Annotated in this window: 13 protein-coding genes, 1 tRNA gene and 1 pseudogene; 7 read left to right on the top strand and 8 right to left on the bottom strand. The window is 66.1% G+C overall.

The window, feature by feature from the left end; genetic code table 11:
• Positions 1-9 precede the first annotated feature (9 nt).
• The 6 genes from KV110_RS09170 to KV110_RS09145 all read right to left on the bottom strand — a co-directional run bounded on the left by KV110_RS09170 (position 10) and on the right by KV110_RS09145 (position 11,375).
• Positions 10-465, bottom strand: a complete 456-nt coding sequence (locus tag KV110_RS09170) for an acyl-CoA thioesterase (RefSeq protein WP_281427819.1) — start codon at positions 463-465, stop codon at positions 10-12.
• 8 nt (positions 466-473) lie between these two features.
• A complete protein-coding gene (locus KV110_RS09165) occupies positions 474-5,420 on the bottom strand; it encodes an NAD-glutamate dehydrogenase (RefSeq protein ID WP_218475111.1) in 4,947 nt (1,648 codons plus the stop codon).
• Positions 5,421-5,848: 428 nt separating this feature from the next.
• The gene (gene ettA, locus KV110_RS09160) at positions 5,849-7,525 is read right to left on the bottom strand and encodes an energy-dependent translational throttle protein EttA (protein ID WP_218475109.1); all 1,677 of its coding nucleotides are present in this window, start codon (positions 7,523-7,525) and stop codon (positions 5,849-5,851) included.
• A gap of 87 nt (positions 7,526-7,612) precedes the next feature.
• On the bottom strand, positions 7,613-8,104 hold the full coding sequence (locus KV110_RS09155) for a single-stranded DNA-binding protein (protein ID WP_218475107.1): 492 nt from the start codon (positions 8,102-8,104) through the stop codon (positions 7,613-7,615).
• A gap of 171 nt (positions 8,105-8,275) precedes the next feature.
• A complete protein-coding gene (locus tag KV110_RS09150) occupies positions 8,276-9,229 on the bottom strand; it encodes a serine/threonine dehydratase (protein ID WP_218478282.1) in 954 nt (317 codons plus the stop codon).
• 112 nt (positions 9,230-9,341) lie between these two features.
• The gene (locus KV110_RS09145; protein WP_218475105.1) at positions 9,342-11,375 is read right to left on the bottom strand and encodes a bifunctional copper resistance protein CopD/cytochrome c oxidase assembly protein; all 2,034 of its coding nucleotides are present in this window, start codon (positions 11,373-11,375) and stop codon (positions 9,342-9,344) included.
• Positions 11,376-11,457: 82 nt separating this feature from the next.
• On the opposite strand from KV110_RS09145, the gene KV110_RS09140 reads away from it, so the two are divergent.
• The 7 genes and pseudogenes from KV110_RS09140 (at position 11,458) to KV110_RS09115 (ending at position 15,410) form a co-directional block, all read left to right on the top strand.
• Positions 11,458-11,844, top strand: coding sequence for a DUF4345 family protein (locus KV110_RS09140; RefSeq protein WP_246634421.1), 387 nt, complete (start codon positions 11,458-11,460; stop codon positions 11,842-11,844).
• 69 nt (positions 11,845-11,913) lie between these two features.
• Positions 11,914-11,987 (top strand) — tRNA-Arg (locus tag KV110_RS09135).
• 298 nt (positions 11,988-12,285) lie between these two features.
• Positions 12,286-12,441, top strand: a pseudogene (locus tag KV110_RS42155) (RsbRD N-terminal domain-containing protein); the annotation flags it as partial.
• 86 nt (positions 12,442-12,527) lie between these two features.
• Positions 12,528-12,821 carry a helix-turn-helix domain-containing protein gene (locus tag KV110_RS42150; RefSeq protein WP_478357813.1) on the top strand — a complete coding sequence of 98 codons (294 nt, stop codon included), beginning with the start codon at positions 12,528-12,530 and terminating at the stop codon, positions 12,819-12,821.
• Positions 12,822-12,956: 135 nt separating this feature from the next.
• Complete coding sequence (locus KV110_RS09125) at positions 12,957-13,742, top strand: SDR family NAD(P)-dependent oxidoreductase (RefSeq protein WP_218475102.1); 786 nt, start codon at positions 12,957-12,959, stop codon at positions 13,740-13,742.
• 168 nt (positions 13,743-13,910) lie between these two features.
• Positions 13,911-14,924 (top strand): zinc-dependent alcohol dehydrogenase family protein, encoded by a 1,014-nt coding sequence (locus KV110_RS09120; protein WP_218475101.1) that lies wholly within the window; start codon positions 13,911-13,913, stop codon positions 14,922-14,924.
• A gap of 309 nt (positions 14,925-15,233) precedes the next feature.
• The gene (locus KV110_RS09115) at positions 15,234-15,410 is read left to right on the top strand and encodes a hypothetical protein (RefSeq protein WP_246634420.1); all 177 of its coding nucleotides are present in this window, start codon (positions 15,234-15,236) and stop codon (positions 15,408-15,410) included.
• A gap of 241 nt (positions 15,411-15,651) precedes the next feature.
• Here KV110_RS09115 and KV110_RS09110 read toward each other — a convergent pair whose 3' ends face one another.
• Both KV110_RS09110 and KV110_RS09105 read right to left on the bottom strand, forming a co-directional pair.
• Entirely contained in the window at positions 15,652-15,879 is a 228-nt protein-coding gene (locus tag KV110_RS09110; RefSeq protein WP_218475099.1) for a hypothetical protein, read from the bottom strand.
• Positions 15,879-16,892 carry a nucleoside hydrolase gene (locus tag KV110_RS09105; RefSeq protein ID WP_218475097.1) on the bottom strand — a complete coding sequence of 338 codons (1,014 nt, stop codon included), beginning with the start codon at positions 16,890-16,892 and terminating at the stop codon, positions 15,879-15,881. Before KV110_RS09105 ends, KV110_RS09110 begins: the two co-directional genes overlap by 1 nt.
• Positions 16,893-16,907: the final 15 nt, after the last annotated feature.

Below are 16,907 nucleotides of genomic sequence, written 5' to 3'. Positions count from 1 at the left end.
CGATGTGGATCAGTCCAACCACTGGGCCAGGTAGTCGCGCTCGGCCTCGCTGAGCCTGCGCAACCGCTGGGCCGTCATGTCGAACGCGGCGATCTGGGTGGAGGCGATCACCGCGGGCGGCGAGTCCGGCGCCGCACTCGCGGCGCGCACCTCGTAGCCGATGGTGAAGTCGACCGCCCGCAGTTGCTCGGTCCACATGGCGATATCGAGCGGCGTGTCCTCGTGCCGCAGCTGGCCGCGGTACCGCACCCGCAGATCGGCGAGGACACAGCCCGACCGCAGCGCGACGGTCGGGCGGTCACCCTCGAACAGCCACGGGATGCGCGCCTCCTCCAGCAACGTCACCATGCGGGCATGGTTCACATGCTGGAAAGCATCCATGTCCGACCATCTGACATCTACCTGGGTGTGAAAACGCTTGGGCAGCACGACATTGCTGCCCTGCGCCTTCCCGTTACCGTTCAACGAGCTAGTCAACGTGGTACCTCCGATTGGGCGCCCACCCCGCTCACCATGCTTCGCACTTGCCGCGCTGCAACCGACAACGTGGCGAGATCGTGGGTTCCGGACTCGAACAACTCCGACAGCGCGGCTCGGGCGCGCCCGAGCCGGGACTGGTTCTTCGACTCCCAGTATGCAATCTTCTCATCCGCGCTCTCTTCCGGGTCACCGGCGGAGAGCACATCGAGGGTCAGCGAGCGCAGCGACGAATACATGTCATCGCGCAGCGCGAGCCGGGCCAGCGAGTGCCAGCGATCGCCGCGTTCGAGGTGGCTCACCGCCTGGAGCAGCCAGTCGATCTTGAGATGTTCGTTCAGCGCGTAGTAGAGCGCGCCGACCTCGTCGCCGTCCCGATCGGTGATATCGGCGATATCCACGATGTCCAGCAGCGGGAACAGGTTGAGCAGCCCGAACACCTCGGTGGCCAGTTCGGTCGGCGCCCCGCGGGCGATGAGCTCGGCCGACTGATCGGTGAGCGTGGCGACGTGATGCCCGCGCAGCCAGCCCGGCACCTTCGGCGCCAATTCCTGCACGTCGCGGCAGTACCGATTGATCTCCGCACCGACCGCGATCGGCTGCGGCCGGTTGCTGAGGAACCAGCGCGACGCCCGGTCCAGTGTCCGCTTGGTTTCCAGTTCCAGCAGGTCACGCACCGAGGTGGCGGCGTCGGCCGCGCGGATGCGGGCCCACATTTCCGGCAGCCCGAAGATCTCGGTGGCCGCGGCGAACGCGCGCACCGCGTCGGTGGCGGTGGCGCCGGTCTCCTCGCTCAACCGGTGCGCGTAGGTGATGCCGCCGTAGTCGACCATCTCGTTCACGATCATCGTGGTGAGAATTTCCCGGCGCAGCCGGTGCTTCTTGATGGCGACGCCGAAGCGGTCACGCAGCGGGGTCGGGAAGTACTCCGGCAGCCGGGTGACGAAGAACGGACTGTCCGGCAGATCGGTGTCGAGCAGATCGGCCTTGAGCGAAAGCTTCACGTGCGCCATCAGATTGGCCAATTCCGGTGAAGTCAGGCCAGCGCCGTCTTCCAGCATGCGCTTGAGCTGTGGCTCCGACGGCAGTGCCTCCAGTTCCCGGTCCAGGCCGCGGCGCTGTTCGAGATCCTCGATGAGCCGCATGTGCACGTTGAGCATCTCCGATGCGTCGGTGCGCGACATGCCCATCAGGAAGTTCTGCGCGACATTGTCTTCCAGCACCATCCGCGCGACCTCGTCGGTCATCGAGGCGAGCAGCGGGTTGCGTTCGGCTTCGGCGAGTTCACCGCTGGAGACAACGGTGTCGAGCAGCACCTTGATGTTGACCTCATGGTCGGAGCAGTCGACGCCCGCGGAATTATCGAGCGCGTCGGTGTTCATCTTGCCGCCGTTGCGGCAGAACTCGATCCGGCCGAGCGCCGTCGCGCCCAGGTTGCCGCCTTCGCCGATCACCTTGACGCGCAACTGGTTTCCGTTGACCCGAACCGGGTCGTTGGACTTGTCGCCCACCTCGGCATTGGATTCGGTGCTCGCCTTGATGTAGGTGCCGATGCCCCCGTTCCACAGCAGCTGCGCGGGCGCGAGCAGGATGGCACGCACCAGTTCGGGCGGGGACAGCGATTCGACATCGTCGGCCAGCCCCAATGCCTTTCGAGCCTGCGGGCTGATCGGCACCGACTTGACCGTGCGGTCCCAGACGCCGCCACCCTTGCTGATCAACGTGGCGTCGTAGTCGGCCCACGAGGAACGGGGCAGCTGGAACATCCGCTGCCGCTCCGCGTAGGACGCGGCGGTATCGGGATTCGGGTCCAGGAAGATGTGGCGGTGGTCGAACGCCGCGATCAGCCGGATGTGCTCGGACAGCAGCATGCCGTTGCCGAAGACGTCACCGCTCATGTCGCCGATGCCGACGACGGTGAAATCCTGGGTCTGGGTATCGATGTCCATTTCCTGGAAGTGCCGTTTGACGCTTTCCCAGGCGCCCTTGGCGGTGATGCCCATCGCCTTGTGGTCATAGCCCGCCGAGCCGCCGGAGGCGAAGGCGTCGCCGAGCCAGAAACCGTAGCGCTGAGCCACGTCGTTGGCGATGTCGGAGAACGTGGCGGTGCCCTTGTCCGCGGCCACCACCAGGTAGGTGTCGTCGCCGTCGCGGCGGACCACCCGTTCGGGGGGCAGCACCTTGCCGGTCGCGCGGTCGACGTTGTCGGTGACATCGAGCAGGCCGGAGATGAAGGTGCGGTAGCAGGCGACACCCTCGGCGCCGAGTGCCTGCCGGTCCGCGACGGGATCGCCGCTGGACGCGGGGGGCTGCTTCACCACGAAACCACCCTTGGCACCGACCGGGACGATGACCGCGTTCTTCACCGCTTGAGCCTTGACCAGGCCGAGCACCTCGGTGCGGAAGTCCTCCAGTCGGTCCGACCAGCGCAATCCGCCACGAGCCACCGGCCCGAACCTCAGGTGCACACCCTCGACCCGCGGTGAGTACACGAAGATCTCGAATTGCGGCCTCGGCTTGGGCAATTCGTTGATCTCGCGCGGCTCGACCTTCACCGAGACGTAGTCACGAGGCATGCCCTCGGCGTCGGTGACGTAGTAGTTGGTGCGCAGCGTCGCCCGGATCAGGTTGAGGATGGCGCGCAGGATGCGGTCCGCGTCGAGGCTGACCACCTCGTCGATTCGGCCGCGCACCTGGACCTCGAGCTCGGCGGCATGCTCGGCCGAAACGGTGTCCGGGTCGAAGCGTGCCGCGAACAGGTCGACGAACAGCCGCGCCACGTCCGGGTAGGTGAGCAGCACCCGGGAGATGTTGGCCTGACTGTACGGAAAACCGGCCTGCTGCAAGTACTTCGCGTAGGTGCGCAGGATCGACACCGCACGCCACGGCAGGCGCGCGCGCAGCACCAGTTCGTTCAGTCCGTCCGCTTCCGCGCGGCCGTACCAGGCCGCCTCGAAGGCGTCGGTGAACCGCTCACGCAGGCCGCGAACCTCCGCCTCCAGCACGGCGGCACGCTTGGACGACTCCAGCAGCTCGGCGTCGAGATCCCGGTCGAGCGCACTGCGCAGCAATTCGGCCCGAGCCAGCAGCCCGAAGTCGTAGATCCAGCGTTCCCCGCCGGTGCTGGGGTCGCCGCCGGGCTGTGGTTCCAGCTCGAGCTGGTACGGCCGCTCGTCGACCACCTCGACACCGAGGCTCTGCAGGACCGGAAGCACCTGGCTCAGCGAGATGCCGGGACCGGCGACGTAGAGGGAGAACCGCCAGGAACCGGGGTCGGAATCGGCATTGCGGTACAGGTACTGGTCGATGCCGCCGTCCCGCAGACGTTCGAGGCGGACGATGTCGGCGAGGGCGCGGTCGGCCTCGAAGTCCTCCTTGTAGGCGTCCGGGAACGCCTCGGCGTAACGCTGCACCACCGCGGGGTCGAGCATTGTCGAGGTGCTGACCTCGTCGTTCAGGTGGTCTTCCCAGGTACGGCTCGCCTCGGCGAGCAGGCCCTGGATGCGCAGCCGATTGGCCTCGGAGGTATCCGCGGGCGGTGCCGCGTAGCGGGGAGCGCCGAACTCGGCCTCCGGCATGCGCACCGTGAAATACACGCTGGCCAAGTCGCTTTCGCCGACCCTGGCGGAATAGTCGATGGAAACGCCGCCCAGTTCGCGGACCAGGATCTCCTGCATCTCCAACCGCACGCGGGTGGTGTAGCGGTCGCGTGGCAGATAGACCATGCAGGCGACGAATCGGCCGTAGCCGTCGCCACGCAGGAACAGGCGGACCTGCCGGCGCAGCCCGATATTCAGCACCGCGAGGGCGGTCCGGCGCATCGTCTCGGCATCGGAGGAGAACAGTTCGGTGCGCGGGAAGGACTGGATGACCTCGAGCATCGCCTGCCCGGAGAACGACTCCAGGTCGAATCCGCTCTCCTCGATGACCGAGCGGACTCGGCGCTCGATCACCGGGATGTCCAGCACGTTCTCGTGTACGGCGGTGACCGTGAAGACGCCGATGAACAAGTGCTCACCGACGATGGTGCCCGCCTCGTCGAAGTCGGCGACGCCGATGAAATACGGGTAGACCGAGCGGTGCACGGTGGCGGGAACCAGGCCCTGGGTGAGCATCAGCAGCGGGCGGTCGGTGGCGTTGATCGGCACTCGGAAATCGGTGCCGACGTCGGGCCGCAGCACACCGAGGCAACTGCCCGGCAGCGGGTTGGAGTTCTCCTGTCCCTGCTCGGAGCTCAACCGGTAGCGGGCATAGCCCAACACCGTGAAGTTACCGCTGGCCAACCAGCGCAACAGGTTCGCGGTATCGACCAGGTCGAGCTCCGGGAACGGTGCGGTGCCCGACTTCGCGGCCAGCTCCAGATCGTCGGCCAGCCTGCTCTGCACATCCTTGATGGCCTCGGTGTCACCGATGACCTGACGCACGTCGGCGACCACATTCGGCATGCCGGACTCGATCCGGCTCAGCAGGGCCCGGCTGGTGGCCGGGTGCAGTTGCAAGTGCATCCACGACTCGCGCAACGCGGTCGCGCCGTTGCCGTCCACTTCGTGCGGGGCGGCATGCATCAGCCGCCCTTCCGCGTCGCGCTCGACCTCGAAGATCGGGTGGATCACCTCGCTCACGCTGACGCCGAGCCTGCTCAGCGACGAGGTGATCGATTCGACGAGCAGCGGCATGTCGTCGGTGACCACCTGCACCGCCGCGCCGAGGCCGGAGCCGTCGTCGGGGTGGTACACCCGGACCAACGCCCGGCCCGCCGGACGGTGCATGGCCAACTCCATGTGCCGCCGGAAGATCTGGGTGATGCCGGTGATCGCGCAGTCCACATCGCCCGCGTCGACGTGGCGGAAATACGCCTCCTCGAGGGTCGCGAGTTCGCCACGCAGTACCTGCGGCAAACTCGCGGCCCACGCCGCACTGGACAATTCGGACGAGACCGTCATTTTTCGCCAACTCCTCGGATTCGGTTCCGTAACAAAGCGACGCCGGTCCGAGAGTAGCTGTGCGTCGAAGACGCGGGGGTGAAATCCCTTCCAATCCTGGGGTGTTCACCACAACCGCCGTGTTCGCCACGCGATTGCCAAGCTCAGATGGATGATCTCGGCACAGCATCGTTCGGACTCACGGACGTCAGGTGTGCGCGACAGGAACTTTCTGCGGCGGCAGCGGGGCCGAAGCACCTCGAATCAGCTCGGCCACCAAGTCGGCGGTGGGGACCGCCGATTGCTCGAACTGCGCCTGCGCATTCACGGGTCCCACCCTAGCGAGATTCGGGCGGGCCGTGGGAGCCGGTCCGGCCCCGCTGTGCCGGATCCGAGACACGACAGGCCAGGGCCGGTACGCAACGCACCGGCCCCGGCCTGATGACGAATCAGTCGCGGGTCAGCTTGCGGTGCGTAACCCGGTGCGGGCGGGCCGCTTCCGGGCCGAGGCGCTCGATCTTGTTGGCCTCGTACGCCTCGAAGTTGCCCTCGAACCAGAACCACTTGGCGTCATTGTCGGAGTCGCCCTCCCATGCCAGGATGTGGGTGCAGGTGCGGTCGAGGAACCAGCGATCGTGCGAAATGACGACGGCGCAGCCGGGGAACTGTTCGAGCGCGTTCTCCAGCGAACCGAGGGTTTCCACGTCGAGGTCGTTGGTCGGCTCGTCGAGCAGGATCAGGTTGCCACCCTGCTTGAGGGTGAGCGCCAGGTTCAGCCGGTTCCGCTCACCACCGGAGAGCACACCGGCCGGCTTCTGCTGATCCGGGCCCTTGAAGCCGAACGCGCTGACGTAGGCGCGCGACGGCATTTCCTGGTTGCCGACCTGAATGAAGTCGAGGCCTTCGGAGACGACCTGCCAGACATTCTTCTTCGGGTCGATGCCTGCCCGGTTCTGGTCGACGTAGCTCAGTTTGACCGTCTCACCGACCCGCACGATGCCGCTGTCCGGCTCCTCCAGCCCGACAATGGTCTTGAACAGCGTGGTCTTACCGACACCGTTCGGGCCGATGACGCCGACAATGCCGTTGCGCGGCAAGGTGAAAGACAGATCCTTGATGAGCTGGCGGTCGCCGAAGCCCTTGTCCAGGTTCTGCACCTCGACCACCACGTTGCCCAGGCGCGGACCGGCCGGGATCTGGATCTCCTCGAAGTCCAACTTCCTGTGCTTGTCGGCCTCGGCCGCCATCTCCTCGTACCGGCCGAGGCGGGCCTTGTTCTTGGCCTGGCGGGCCTTGGCGCCCGAGCGCACCCAGGCGAGTTCGTCCTTGAGCCGCTTCTGCAGCTTCTGGTCCTTCTTGCCCTGGACCTCGAGCCGCTGGGCCTTCTTCTCCAGGTAGGTGGAGTAGTTGCCCTCGTACGGGTAGGCGCGGCCGCGGTCGAGTTCGAGGATCCACTCGGCGACATTGTCGAGGAAGTACCGGTCGTGGGTGACGGCGAGCACGGCGCCGGCGTACGCGGCCAGGTGCTGTTCGAGCCAGAGCACGCTCTCGGCGTCGAGGTGGTTGGTCGGCTCGTCGAGCAGCAGCAGGTCGGGCTTGCTCAGCAGCAGCTTGCACAGCGCGACGCGGCGGCGCTCACCACCGGAGAGGTTGGTGACCGGCTCCTCCGGCGGCGGACAGCGCAGCGCGTCCATGGCCTGCTCCAGCTGGGAGTCGACGTCCCACGCGTCGGCGTGGTCCAGGTACTCCTGCAACTTGCCCATCTCGTCCATGAGCTCGTCGGAGTAGTCGGTGGCCATCAGCTCGGCGATCTCGTTGAAGCGATCCAGCTTCACCTTGACCTCGCCGAGGCCCTCCTCGACATTGCCGCGGACGGTCTTCTCCTCGTTCAGCGGCGGCTCCTGCAGCAGGATGCCAACCGTCGCGCCGTTCGCGAGAAAGGCGTCGCCGTTGTTCGGCTGGTCCAATCCGGCCATGATCTTCAGCACGCTGGATTTACCGGCGCCGTTGGGGCCGACGACACCGATCTTGGCGCCGGGAAGAAAGTTCAAGGTGACATCGTCGAGTACGACTTTGTCACCGTGCGCCTTGCGAACCTTCTTCATCGTGTAGATGTACTCAGCCATAAGGAGGAAGCCTATCGGTGTCGGAAACGGTGAGTTGAACCGGCGGATACCCCTTGCAACGCTCGGCCAAAAGTCCGGCGCGCCGGGTCAGGCGTCGGCGTGCTCGGGGTGGGTCGTTCGGGGCGGCGCCGCAGAAGCGGCTGCGACATTCTCCCCCAGCCCGTCGCCGGCCGGCACCTGAGATTCAGCGCCGAAGCGGTCCGAAGTATTCCGTGCCTCCGACCACCGGGTCACCTGGGCGGTGCAGCGACCGAGGTCGGGGCCGACGGCACTGGCCCGCATCTCCAGGTCGCGCCGTTCCACCCCGTCCCTGCTGCGGTATTCGTGCGAACGCAGCTGGCCGTGGGCGATGATCGGGTCGCCGCGCCGCAGTGAGGCGTCCACGCCTGCCCCCAATCTGCGCCAGCAGCTCACGGTGAGAAACAAGGTCCCGTTGTCCGTCCACTCCCCGGTCGTATGGTCCAGTCGGCGAGAGTTGCTCGCCATCCGGAAGGTCAGCACCTGCTCGCCGTTCGGCAGATCCCGCTTGACCGGGATGTTCACAATGGTGCCGATCACGGTCGCGTTCGCCTCGTACATGATTACGCCCCTTCGCATTCGGCCGTGGCGGTTGCCCGGAGACTTCCTCCGCTCGAGGAGGACATCTCCAGCCTCACCGATCCGGAACGCGGTTGGGCGCCTCGATCCGAGAATGTGCACAACTTTCTCGAATGTGGATATCCGGTGCTTCTTTACGCGGGCGAAGCGGCGCTACAACGCCGAGAGGTCGGTATTGGCGCCGCAGAGCACGATGACCGGGCGCTCCCCGGCGGCGGGCACGTAGACGCCGCTCTGCACCGCGGCCAAGGCGGCGGCACCGGCCAGCTCGACGACGATGCGGAATTCGCGCCACAGATAGTCGCGGGCCGTCGCGATCGCGTCGTCGGTCACCAGCAGCGAACACACCGCGTAGCGGCGCGCGATGTCCATGGCGATATCGCCGATTCGGGTGGCGCCCAAGGTTTCCGCCGCGATGCTGGACACCGCCACCTCGACCGGACGATTCGCGGTGAGCGCGGCGCGCAGGGTCGGAATGCCCTCCGGCTCGACGCCGATCACCTGCTGACGTCGCCCGATCGCGGCCGCGATACCGGCGATCAGCCCGCCGCCACCGACCGCGGCCAGCACCGGCGGCCTGCCGCGCACCTGCTCCTCGATTTCCAAACCGAGCACGCCCGCGCCCGCGACGATGGCGGGCAGGTCGTAGGCGTGCAGTTGCAGAGCGTCGCGTTCTTCGGCGAGTTCGTTCGCGTAGTCGAGTGCCTCAGCGTAAGTTGTGCCATGCCAAAGCACTTCGGCGCCGTGCGACCACATCGCGGCGACCTTGGTGTGCGGGGCCGATTCCGGAACCACCACGGTGCACGACTTTCCGAGCTGCGCGGCGGCCAAGGCGGCGGCGATGCCCGCGTTGCCACCGGAGGCGATGACCACCTGGTCGGTACCAGCCGCGCCGTCCAACAGGGCGTTGAGACTCCCCCGCACCTTGAAAGTGCCGCCGAACTGGAGGTATTCGAGTTTCAGCGTGACCGGCACCGGACCACTTGGGCCCGCGACGGACGTGTGGAAGACCGGCGTCTTGCGAATCAGCCCGGCCAGCCGCCTACGCGCGGCCCGCACATCGGATCGATAGATCCGGTCGATCGGTCTGTGCTCGGAGAAAACCATCGACCGTTCGTTCACAACCACACCTTGACCACACTCGACTCCACCATGACCTACAACTGCGCGACCGACGACCCGATGCCGAGGAAAGTCCCTGTGCCGCCGGGCCGCTCACTCACTTGCGTTCCCCTCGGTCACGTTGAGCCAGTTCCGCGAACATCGCGTTGTGCGCGGCGAGAGCGGCATCGTGGTCGCGGTCCGCGGCCCGATCGGTGCGCTGTGCCAGCCGCCGATCGCTACGCGACCATTGGATGAGCAGGGCAAGCATCACCACCACCAACGGCACCTCACCGCTCGCCCAGGCCAGGCTACCGCCGGTGCGCTGGTCGCCGAGCAGGTCGCCGTTCCAGCCGAGGCCGAGGCCACGGTAGAACCAGCCGCCGAGAACCGTGGTCATGCTCATCAGCGCGATACCGAAGAAGGCGTGGAAGGGCAGCGAACCGAACACCATGCCCAGCTTGGTCAACGGTTCCACCCGACGCGGCTTGGGGTCGATGCCGATGACGACCCAGTAGAACAGATAGCCGCTGAGCAGGAAGTGTGCGTTCATCATCAGGTGCGCCGCATGGGAATCCGCGTACGTGTCGAAGATCCCGCCGAGGTACAGCGCGTAGAACCCGCCGACGAAGATGGCCGACGCCACGATCGGATGGGTCAGGAAGCGCGACACCGGATTGTGCACCGCCGCCAGAATCCACTCGCGCGGTCCCGGCGCGCCGGTGCGCCCGGCAGGCGGCAGCGCCCGCAACGCCAGCGTCACCGCACCGCCCAGCGCGAACAGGATCGGCGCCAGCATGGACAGCGCCATGTGCGCTCCCATATGCACGCTGAACATCGCGGGCGAATACCGGCCGACTCCGGACGAGGTGGCGATCAGCAGCACCAGACAGCCGGACAGCCAGGCGATGGTCCGCCCGACCGGCCACGCGTCACCGCGCGCCCGAAGCCTGCGCACGCCAAGCAGATACAGCACCGCGAGCACGATCGACAGCGTTCCGAAGATCAGGTCGAAGCGCCAGTCGAACAGCAGCCGGGCGACGGTCGGCGGCCCGGCCAGGTTGTAGCCGAGTTCGACCTCGGCCGGTGTCGGTATGGAGGTCGGTGGCGGCGGCGGGGTGCGGCCGAGACCGACCGCGAGACCTATGGTTGCCGCGAAGACCAGCACCTCGACCCCGGCGAATCGGATCAGCACGGCACGGTCCTTCGGGTTCGCGGCGAGTGCGGGCAGCGCGGCGCGGCGCTGGGTGTAGCCGATGAAGCCGAGGATCACCAGCGCGCCCGCCTTGGCCAGCACCAGCTTGCCGTAGGTGGAGGTGAACAGCTCGTCCCACGGCACCCGGACCCACGAGTTGATCACCCCACTGGCGCCGATGGTGACGAAGGCGATGGTGGCGGTCACCGAGAAACGCCGCGCGGCGAGGTCGGTGTGCGCGCCGCCACGGCGCGCGTGCGCCAGCAGCGCGAACAGGCCGCCGACCCAGACCGCGGCCGAAACCAGGTGCAGGATCAAGCTGTTGGTGGCGACGTCGTGCGCGCCACCCGAGGACGAGTGGCCGGTCAGCGCGAGCGGCATCATCGTCACGACGGACGCGCCGAACAGCACCGGGGTCCAGCCCCAGCGCAAGGCCAGCCGGGCACCGACCGCGACGATCAACGCGAAGACCACCGTGGTGCGCCAGGCACCGGCCAGCTCGATCTGATCGATGGCGCGCCACAGGGCATCCGGGCGCAAGGTGTCACTGACCGGCTGGCCCGTGGTATCGGACACGGTCAGTGGGATGAGCAGCGCCGCGCAACACGCCCAGATGAGGGCGAAGTTGGAGGCGCGGCGAACGGCGCGATACCCGCCGACGTCCAGCAGGCCGTTGGATTGCGGCGGCACCAGGAAGGCGGCGAACAACAGCGAACCGACCGTCAGCGCCGCCGACAGATCGGCGAGCGCACGCACCGCGGGCAAGCCGTACGTGGTCAGCGAACCGGGATCCGGAATACCGAGCAAACTCAACGCCTGCGCCGCGGACAACGCGACCACCAGCGCGGCAACCACCGCCGCGATCGCCCCGGCCAGGGCGATCACCACCGCGTATGTCGCCGCCGACCGAGTGACCGCCAGATCAGGTGAAGCAGACGGGTCCTGCGCTGACGACATACGACTGAGCGTAGTTCGATTGTTGTCGCGTGGCCGCGTCGGGTTTGGGCCGATAGGGTGGGCGGCGGATCACGGAGGTGCAATGTCGATCGTGTCGATCGTGTTGATTGCCTTGGTGGCGTTGTTCTTCGCCGCCATGGGTGTTTACGGGCTGCTGCGGCCCAGCCAACTCGTCGACCCGCTGGGGCTGCTCGCCGACCGGGCGGACGCCAGAGCCGAGGTGCGGGCCGTCTACGGCGGCTTCGGCATCGCCGTCGCGGTGGTCCTCGGGTTGGCCGCCGCCGATGTCGGCGACCTGAGATTCGGGGCCTGCATCGCGGTCGCGGCCGCACTCGGCGGCATGGCGGTCGGCCGGATCTGGTCGGCCTTCGACGAAAGCCCCTCCGCCTTCTTTCCCGTCTGGTTCTACCTGGTGCTCGAGGTGATCATGGCCGCAATGCTGATACTCGCCGTCACGCTCGACCCCTAGCCATCTGGTCGGTCGCTATAATTGGCGCGCTGGACAGCACGACCAATGTCGGCCATGGTGGAACCCACTGCCTCCGTAGCTCAGTTGGATAGAGCAAGGGCCTTCTAATCCCTAGGTCGCAGGTTCGATTCCTGCCGGGGGCGCCTCACAGATGGTGCCGACCATCGCGCCGTCACTCCTCTCGGGGGTGGCGGCGTTTCGGTTGTGGGTCTTGTTGTAGCGAACCTCCAGCCGTAGGGCATCGACCAGTTGACGCGCCAAGGCGTGCGGCGACTTCTCCACGCCCAAGTACCCAATCGGCAGAGAATTAATCAACCCAGGACTCGACGCGTGCAACATTTCAGCTTCGACATCGGCGAGCCGAGCTGGTAGCTGGGGCTTGCTGTGCGCGGAGTTCGGCACGGCGGTCGTTGATGTTGCGGGGCCGATGCCGCTCACGGTGAGGAGACCGCGTGGGTTACCGTTCGCGTTCTCGACATCTGGAACGAGGACAGCCCGCTGACAGACCGGGACCGCGAGCGGCTCCGCGCGATCGGCGCCGCCCACGCCGAGAGCGGCCGCTCGAACGCCGCCATCCTGCGCGCCTACCGCATCGCCGCGCTCACCGTCACCGATCCCGACACCGTCACCCGCACGGTCCTGGACCCCTCGCCACCCCCGCCCAGCGCCATCTACTCCAAGGACTGGCCGCCTACCTGGCCGCCGCCTCGGCCAACACCGCCGCCGAACACCTGCACCCCCAAACGCTGCGCTACCGACTGCGCCGCGCCGTTGAACTCACCGGCCGCGATCCCGCGATCCCTGGCAACGCCTCACCCTCGACATTGCCTGCGCCGTCGCCGCCCCCTTCCGCGGCGACCCCTGTCCGGACGGCGGGGAGAGCTCGCGATCCATGCGGTCGAAGTGACCACGCCTCGTCCGATTTCATCTCACCTCGTCATCGGTTGATGAAGTTGCTTGCAGTTTGGCGTGGATGACCTTGCGCAGTCCTGTCACTGTGAGCAGCATGGTCTCGGCAATGTTCGTTTGCTATCGAATAGGTAACTCGCTTCGATACCGGCCACAACCGGCCGGGTCCGGCCGAGAGTCGTAGAACTTGAGGAGGTTGGGATATGACCGATCGTTCCGAAGAGGACTGGGACATAGGTATCGAGACTCGGGAGCGGGCGATCCTCGTAACGGGATCGAGCGGGGGAATCGGGCGGGCGATCGCGACCGCCTTCGCCGAGAACGGCGACCGGATTGCCATCCACTACCGAGGCAATCGTGACGCCGCCGAACAGCTCCGCAAACAGCTGCCCGGAGACGGTCACCTCCTGGTACAAGCCGATCTGACGGACCCGGACGCCGTGCACGCCATTGTCGACCAGGTCGTCGACGCGTTCGGCGGAATCGATGTGCTGGTCAACAACGCCGGACACGCGGCACCGCATCCCATCTTGGAGACCGATTACGAGCAATGGCATACGGCGTGGCGCACGATCATCGATCTCAACGTCGTTGCCACCGCGAATGTCACCTGGTGCGCGGTGCGACACATGGCCACCGGCGCGCGGATCGTCAATATGTCCTCCGTCGGCGCATTCTCCGGCACGGAGCCTCCCGCCTACGGGGCGAGCAAGGGCGCGCTGAATTCCCTGACCTACATATTGGCCCGCGACCTCGGCCACCGCGGCATCAGCGTCACCGGGGTGGCGCCAGGTTGGGTGGAGACGGATTTGACCGCCCCGGTCCTCGATTCGCCTCGAGGCGACGAGTTGCGTGCGCAAAGCCCCTTCGGGCGGGTGGGTCGACCCGACGAGGTCGCGGCCGCCGTGCTGTATCTGGCCTCGCCGCAAGCAGAGTGGGCCAGCGGCGCCGTGCTCGACCTCAACGGCGCTTTTCTTTTCCGGAGTTGACCATCTGTCGCGCCGTGGGCAGCGCCACCCCACCTGGCTCGGTGGACGAACCACTGACGCCCGGCGAACCTCTCGCCATGTTCGCGGCCCGCCGAACAATCAGTCTGTTCATCGAATCCGCATGAAAGTAGATCGTTCACTCTACCTATCCGAAGGTACGGAGGAATCATGAGCGCCATCGCCTATCACTTCGAACCCGGCAGTGACCTTGCCGGACTCACGTCGGCGTCGCAGCAGGTACCCGAGCCCGGTCCGGGTCAGATCGTCATCCGGGTACATGCCGCCGCGGTCAATCGCCGGGATCTGATGATCGTGGAAGGGACGTCCCTGCCCGCCACCCCCGGAGTCGTCCCGTTGGCCGACGGTGTCGGTGACGTTGTGGCCATCGGATCCGGCGTTGTTCGCGCCGCTGTGGGCGACCGCGTCACCTCCACCTTCTACGTTTCCTGGACCGACGGACCGATGCGTGTCGCGGAGGCCCGTGACCAGTACGGCCTCAGCCACGACGGAATGCTCGCGAACTACGCTGTGCTGGAAGAGGAGTCGGTGGTGCACGTGCCCGAGCACCTCTCCGACGAGGAGGCCGCCTCGCTGGCCACGGCCGGTGTCACCGCATGGTCGGCCCTGACCGCCGGACGTCCGGTCCTTCCGGGCCAGAATGTGCTCGTCGTGGGCGCCGGTTCGGTCGGGCAGTTCGCCGTGCAGTTCGCCCACATTCTCGGCGCTCGCGTCATCGTCATCGGGTCCACCGCGCGCGCGGAGTTCCTGCGCGGGCTCGGCGCCGACGAGGTCATCGACCATCACACCACCCACGATTGGGAGAACGTCGTTCGCGAGCTCACCGGCGGCGATGGCGTCGACCATGTCATCGAAACCGTCGGCCCGCGCACCTTCGCCAACTCCCGCGCCGCGGCCGCGTTGAACGGCGCGATCACGATCATCGGAATGTTCCAGGCGGCCGACGACGATGCTGTGCAGGACCCTTTCCAGGGCAGGCCGCTGACGATTCGGCACCTGAATGTGGGCAGCCGTGCGGAGTTCGAGGCGATGAACGAGGTTATCGCCAAGTATCAGCTCCACGTTGCCATCGACCGGGTCTTTCCGCTCGAGCAGGCTGTCGAGGCCTATCGCTACCTGCGCGAGGGCAAGCCCGTCGGCAAGGTCGTCATCACCATGCAATAGCGAGGTGCCGCTGGTGCAGTTTCTCGGTCACACCGCAAAGCCATCCTCGACGCCGAGCAGTCTCGCACCGTTCCCCGGCGCACGAACGTAACTGAATTCCAACGGCGAAGAGTGAATTGCGATCGTCCTGATACCCGCGGTCATCGGCGGCGGTCACGATAATCCAGCCCCGCAACAAGAACGGAGGAATTTCGTGGCGAGCACCATCATGGGCGAGATCGTGAAGTCGGCGGCCTCACCCTCGGCGGAGCACTGGGGATTCTCGGGCGCTCGTACGGCTGGCTGGCACAGAGCGTGCGCTCGGTCGACATGATCGATGCGCGGGGAAACCTCATCACCGTCGACAAGGACAACCATCCGGACCTCTTCTGGGCGCTGCGAGGCTCCGGCGGCGGCAATTTCGGGATCGTCGTCTCGTTCACCTTCCAGGCATACCGGATCCCGCATGTGATCAAGGGGGTGCTCCACTGGGATTGGAACATCTAGTCGACTTTGCCGACGCGCTCCAGCAGTTCGGTTCCACCATGGCGAAGTAAATCGTGATGCCACAGCCAAATGAACTGCGCAGCCTGCCTGTCACGCCCGACGCAATGCCGACCTCGCCTTCGCCAGTCGCTCCTGTCAGCCATTCGCCTCTACCGGTGCGCACTTCTCGATGGACTCTGGCCGCCGCCATGGCGCTGGCGGTGATCGCCATATTCGCTCGTACCGTTGAACTGCGGCGAGGTTACGACTGCACGATCATATGGTCGGGAACCAGGCCGTTCAACCATGCTGAGGCGATCTTGCGTGCCACAGCTCGATAGAGCATGTCCTCGGAACCGCTTTCGAGGGTGATTGTCTCCGCCGCCTTGTCCAGCAGCAGAGTCCGCTCGACGCCGTCGATATCGATGTATCCATACCGAACATGCCCGCTATCTTCATCTAGCTTTTGAATTTCCGCATAGATCGCCATCATTCGCCCCGTCGCGTGTGCGGATCGTAGTCGGCCGCAGGATGATGGTGCGATACCGATGTTATCCGTTCCAAGCGATCGACGAGCCATTTGCGAAAGTTACTGTAGTCGATGCTGGTGGCCATATAGGCGGCGTTGTCGCCGGATTGGATACGGCCGGCTTCGTTCAACGCGATGTCGGCAGGCAAGGCGGTGACGAACGGCATTCCTACCGCGAGCGCGAGCGTCGAGAGGCCGTTCAAGCTGAAGCTAGGGACTTCCTCATCGAACCACTGATTAATATGCGTGCGAAGCAGAATATGTGCAGGGTCGTCGCTATGAGCGATGACTTTGTACTCCGTTGTTCCTTCAGTAATCTGGTTGAGGACGTTGAGGGTTAGCTCGGTCGGCACAACCCAAGGCAGTAGACCTGCGCTGAGCACCGTGCGGGCCGCGGGCAGATCGAGGGCGATATTCTGCCCTGGACCTTCGAGGTCCACCCTGAGCGCCGCTTCTTGCTGAGTGACACACAGCTGAGCACATGCGTCATGATCCGTTGTCAGCAGGGCGGCGAGATTCGACAGTGGGCCTAGACCAACCCACCCGATCTGGCTGTCGTATCGGTGGAGCACCTGCAAGACCGCGCCCGCGACGTCGGTCGGTTGGGCGGACACATACTCGGGCACGATGCCCTCGGCTGCCCATGCGGATCGATTCCCCAGGTCGATCCCGGAAACGACAGGCACATCCGTACGCCCCATCAAGTCGAGCAGGTGGCGAGCAAAGCGCGCCCGCTGACCGTCGTGCTCGTTGCTGGCGATGACCAGTGACAAGCTCGGCAGGCCGGCCGCAACGGCCAGCGCAAGAGCATCGTCTGGCTCGCTACCGATGTCGCTGTCGAGTATGAGTGGCATCGTTGATGGTTCCGGCCAGCTGGGCAGTCGGCTGAGCAGATCGTCCGGAAGCACCCCTAGATGGCTCCCGAGGCGGACATTGCTCAACGAGTCCGAAGCGAAGCCGGTTCCGTCTGTCATTGAGAAGCCCTCTCG

This window comes from Nocardia iowensis (genome assembly GCF_019222765.1).
In the GTDB taxonomy this organism is placed as follows: domain Bacteria; phylum Actinomycetota; class Actinomycetes; order Mycobacteriales; family Mycobacteriaceae; genus Nocardia; species Nocardia iowensis.
Note: the sequence above shows the minus strand (reverse complement) of the source record. Positions and strands in the feature narration are given on the sequence as shown.

What these genes read in the sequence shown, in the direction of transcription:
- KV110_RS09165 (WP_218475111.1), bottom strand. Translation starts at nt 5,420, where the DNA reads ATGACGGTCTCGTCCGAATTGTCCAGTGCGGCGTGGGCCGCGAGTTTG.
- ettA (WP_218475109.1), bottom strand. Translation starts at nt 7,525, where the DNA reads ATGGCTGAGTACATCTACACGATGAAGAAGGTTCGCAAGGCGCACGGT.
- KV110_RS09155 (WP_218475107.1), bottom strand. Translation starts at nt 8,104, where the DNA reads ATGTACGAGGCGAACGCGACCGTGATCGGCACCATTGTGAACATCCCG.
- KV110_RS09150 (WP_218478282.1), bottom strand. Translation starts at nt 9,229, where the DNA reads ATGGTTTTCTCCGAGCACAGACCGATCGACCGGATCTATCGATCCGAT.
- KV110_RS09145 (WP_218475105.1), bottom strand. Translation starts at nt 11,375, where the DNA reads ATGTCGTCAGCGCAGGACCCGTCTGCTTCACCTGATCTGGCGGTCACT.
- KV110_RS09140 (WP_246634421.1), top strand. Translation starts at nt 11,458, where the DNA reads ATGTCGATCGTGTCGATCGTGTTGATTGCCTTGGTGGCGTTGTTCTTC.
- KV110_RS09125 (WP_218475102.1), top strand. Translation starts at nt 12,957, where the DNA reads ATGACCGATCGTTCCGAAGAGGACTGGGACATAGGTATCGAGACTCGG.
- KV110_RS09120 (WP_218475101.1), top strand. Translation starts at nt 13,911, where the DNA reads ATGAGCGCCATCGCCTATCACTTCGAACCCGGCAGTGACCTTGCCGGA.
- KV110_RS09115 (WP_246634420.1), top strand. Translation starts at nt 15,234, where the DNA reads ATGATCGATGCGCGGGGAAACCTCATCACCGTCGACAAGGACAACCAT.
- KV110_RS09110 (WP_218475099.1), bottom strand. Translation starts at nt 15,879, where the DNA reads ATGGCGATCTATGCGGAAATTCAAAAGCTAGATGAAGATAGCGGGCAT.
- KV110_RS09105 (WP_218475097.1), bottom strand. Translation starts at nt 16,892, where the DNA reads ATGACAGACGGAACCGGCTTCGCTTCGGACTCGTTGAGCAATGTCCGC.